We start from the raw sequence: 2006 nt of genomic DNA on the forward strand, positions 1-2006 counted from the left end.
TCGCCGTCGTACAGCCCGCCGAACCGGCCGGGACGCGCCCCGTACGGCAGCCGGAAGCTCCGGACACCGCACCGGCCGGGACCCCGGCCGCCGCGTCGCCGGGCGTGCCGTCCCCCGTACCGCCGGGCGCGCCGTCCCCCGTACCGACCGAAGCACAGGAGGACCCGTCAGCATGAGCACCGACATCGAGCCCGCCGAGCACACCGCGCTCCGCGCCGCCGTCTCCGCCCTCGGCCACCGCCACGGCCCCGGCTTCGACCGGGCCACCCTGTGGGCGGAGGCCGGGAAGCTCGGCTACCTCGGGGTGAACCTGCCCGAGGAGTACGGGGGCGGGGGCGGCGGCATCGGCGAACTGTCCATCGTCCTGGAGGAGGCGGGCGCCGCCGGGGCCCCGCTGCTCATGATGGTCGTCTCGCCCGCCATCTGCGGCACGGTCATCGCCCGCTTCGGCACGGACGCGCAGAAACGCGCGTGGCTGCCGGGCCTGGCCGACGGCACCCGCACCATGGCCTTCGGCATCACCGAGCCCGACGCCGGATCCAACGCGCACCGCATCACCACCACCGCCACCCGCACCGAGGACGGCTGGGCCCTGAACGGCCGGAAGGTCTTCGTCTCGGGCGTGGACATCGCGGACGCGACGCTGATCGTCGGCCGTACCTCCGACGCCCGCACCGGCAGCCTCAAGGCCTGCCTGTTCATCGTCCCGAGGGACACGCCCGGCTTCGGCCGCCGGCACATCGAGATGGAACTCGACGCCCACGAGAAGCAGTTCGAACTCACCCTGGACGACGTGCGCCTGCCGGCCGACGCGCTCGTCGGCGACGAGGACGCGGGCCTGCTCCAGCTGTTCGCCGGGCTCAACCCGGAGCGGATCATGACGGCCGCGTTCGCGATCGGCATGGGCCGGTACGCCCTCGGCCGGGCCGTGGCGTACGCGAAGGAACGGCAGGTGTGGAAGGCGCCCATCGGCTCCCACCAGGCCATCGCCCACCCGCTCGCCCAGGCCCACATCGACCTCGAACTCGCCCGCCTGATGATGCGGAAGGCCGCGCGGCTGTACGACGCGGGCGACGACACGGGCGCGGGCGAGGCCGCCAACATGGCGAAGTACGCGGCGGCGGAGGCGTGCGTGAAGGCGGTCGACACGGCCGTCCACACGCTCGGCGGCAACGGCCTGACCAAGGAGTTCGGCCTCGCCCGGCTGATCACGGCGGCCCGGGTGGCCCGGATCGCGCCGGTCAGCCGGGAGATGATCCTGAACTACGTCTCCGTCCACTCCCTGGGCCTGCCCAAGTCGTACTGAACCGGCGGTTCGAGCCGTGGTCCCACCCGTGTCGCCCGCAGCGACCTCCGGAAGGCCGTGCGCGCCTTCCTGGCGCTGCCGGGCGGTCCGGCGGCGGCCCGGCGGTGCCGCTCCACCGGCCGGTCCGCTGGACGGCGACGGCGCAGGCGGCCCTGGACCGCCGTCTCACCCGCCGATTTCGGTAAACCGGCCCCCGCTTGTGGAGGACCTGTGTACGCTCCCGCGACACCCCCTAGCGGCCTGATCCCTCCGGGAGCACCCACGTGTACCAGCACAACACGCCGTACCCCCCTCCTCCGCCCTGGGCTCCGCCCCGCCGCTGGTGGCAGCACCCCGCTCTGGTCATCGTCCTGCTGGTGGTCTTCCCGCCGGCCGGTATCGCCCTGGCGTGGCTGAGCCGCTGGACCACCCGGACCAAGATCGTGGCCACGGTCCTCTCGGCCCTGTGGTTCCTCCTCGCCCTGCTCATGGACGACCCCGAGCAGCGGAAGACGGACGATCCGAAGCCCGTCTCGACGGCCACGGCACCCGCCACCACGGAGCCCCCGGGCCCCAGCCCCACCCCGACCCCCGCTCCGACGGCCGCGTCCTCGTCGGCCGCGCCGTCGACGGAGCCGGTTCCCGAACCGACGACGGAGGCGACGACCGAGGCGCCCGAGCCCACCGCCGCCCCGACGACCGAGGCGCCCGAACCGACGTG

At 74.3% G+C, this 2006-nt stretch carries 1 protein-coding gene and 1 pseudogene; both read left to right on the forward strand.

Features of this window, described 5'->3' with window-relative positions:
• Window positions 1–172: 172 nt before the first annotated feature.
• Complete coding sequence (locus RIF68_RS35345; protein WP_309055678.1) at window positions 173–1306, forward strand: acyl-CoA dehydrogenase family protein; 1134 nt, start codon at window positions 173–175, stop codon at window positions 1304–1306.
• Between the two features lie 263 nt (window positions 1307–1569).
• A pseudogene (locus RIF68_RS35350) lies at window positions 1570–2006 on the forward strand (hypothetical protein); the annotation flags it as partial.

It is taken from the genome of Streptomyces sp., assembly GCF_031178505.1.
GTDB classification, from domain to species: domain Bacteria; phylum Actinomycetota; class Actinomycetes; order Streptomycetales; family Streptomycetaceae; genus Streptomyces; species Streptomyces gulbargensis.

Excerpts from the sequence above, each read along its gene's own strand:
- RIF68_RS35345 (WP_309055678.1), top strand. The coding sequence starts at position 173 with ATGAGCACCGACATCGAGCCCGCCGAGCACACCGCGCTCCGCGCCGCC.